General features: G+C 61.7%; 2 protein-coding genes. Both read left to right on the top strand.

What is annotated here, in order from left to right; translation table 11 throughout:
- The first annotated feature begins 188 nt into the window (after positions 1–188).
- Complete coding sequence (locus tag F8N12_RS27480) at positions 189–1,115, top strand: hydrogen peroxide-inducible genes activator (protein WP_150579924.1); 927 nt, start codon at positions 189–191, stop codon at positions 1,113–1,115.
- A gap of 9 nt (positions 1,116–1,124) precedes the next feature.
- Positions 1,125–1,731: OB-fold nucleic acid binding domain-containing protein (locus tag F8N12_RS27475; RefSeq protein ID WP_412072135.1), on the top strand; the 607-nt coding region annotated here is incomplete at its 3' end.

Here is a 1,731-nt window from a genome sequence, read left to right as displayed (position 1 = left end):
AGCAGCTGGCGCAGCCTGCGTCCGGCTGCTACGGAAGGGAATATGCCTAGAGGCACCAAAAGGTGCCTTTTGCATATCCACCCAGGCATACACGCATTGCCCGGTGTCATTCACCTCACTCAGTCTGATAACGTGCGTCTATCGATTGCAGCCGTTATGCTTGGCTCGCAACTTCACGGACGTTCGCCATGACCCTTACAGAATTACGCTACATCGTTACCCTCGCCCAAGAGCAGCACTTCGGCCACGCGGCCGAGCGTTGCCACGTCAGTCAGCCGACCCTGTCGGTGGGCGTGAAAAAGCTTGAAGACGAACTCGGTGTGCTGATTTTCGAGCGCAGCAAGAGCGCCGTACGCCTGACTCCGGTCGGCGAAGGCATCGTGGCCCAGGCGCAAAAAGTGCTGGAGCAAGCTCAAGGGATTCGCGAACTGGCGCAGGCTGGCAAAAACCAGCTGACGGCCCCGTTGAAAGTCGGCGCGATCTACACGGTTGGCCCGTATCTGTTTCCGCATCTGATCCCGCAGCTACACCGCGTGGCTCCGCAGATGCCGCTGTACATTGAAGAAAATTTCACCCACGTGCTGCGTGACAAGCTGCGCAACGGTGAGCTCGACGCGATCATCATCGCCCTGCCGTTCAACGAAGCCGACGTATTGACCCTGCAGCTCTACGACGAGCCGTTCTATGTGCTGATGCCGGCTCAACACCCGTGGACGCAAAAAGAATCAATCGACGCCAGCCTGCTCAACGACAAGAGTCTGTTGCTGCTGGGCGAAGGCCACTGCTTCCGCGATCAGGTGTTGGAGGCCTGTCCGACGCTGACCAAAGGCAGCGACGGCGCCAAGCACACCACGGTGGAGTCCAGCTCGCTGGAGACCATTCGCCACATGGTCGCCTCCGGTTTGGGCATCTCGATCCTGCCACTCTCGGCCGTCGACAGCCACCATTACGCACCCGGCGTGATCGAAGTGCGTCCACTGACGCCGCCGGTGCCGTTTCGAACAGTAGCGATCGCCTGGCGCGCGAGCTTTCCGCGGCCCAAGGCAATCGAAATCCTCGCCGACTCGATCCGCCTGTGCTCGGTGGCCAAGCCGCCAGCGCCGGTGGCTGGCTAAGCAACAGTCATGACCGAGTTGTCGCAAGTGTCGGTGACGGCGCTCAAGGGTGTCGGTGAAGCCATGGCCGAAAAACTGGCCAAGGTTGGCCTGGAGAATCTTCAGGACGTACTGTTCCATCTGCCCTTGCGGTATCAGGACCGCACCCGGGTGGTCCCGATCGGTCATTTGCGCCCTGGCCAGGATGCCGTGATCGAAGGCACCGTCAGCGGCGCCGATGTGGTCATGGGCCGCCGTCGCAGCCTGGTCGTGCGTTTGCAGGACGGAACCGGCGGGCTCAGCCTGCGCTTCTACCATTTCAGCAATGCGCAGAAAGAAGGCCTCAAGCGCGGCACGCGAATTCGCTGTTACGGCGAAGCGCGGCCCGGCGCGTCGGGGCTGGAAATCTATCACCCGGAATACCGCGCCATCACCGGCGATGAACCGCCGCCGGTGGATGAAACCCTGACCCCGGTTTACCCGTTGACCGAAGGCCTGACCCAGCAACGCTTGCGCCAGCTCTGCATGCAGACCCTGACGATGCTGGGCCCGACCAGCCTGCCCGACTGGTTGCCGACAGAACTGGCACGGGACTATCAACTGGCGCCGCTGGCCGATGCGATTCGCTATCTGCACC

The sequence above is a fragment of the Pseudomonas fluorescens genome, assembly GCF_902497625.1.
Classification (GTDB): Bacteria; Pseudomonadota; Gammaproteobacteria; order Pseudomonadales; family Pseudomonadaceae; genus Aquipseudomonas; species Aquipseudomonas fluorescens_BQ.
The sequence above is the reverse complement of the archived record's forward strand: the minus strand, read 5'-3'. Positions and strand labels throughout refer to the sequence as shown.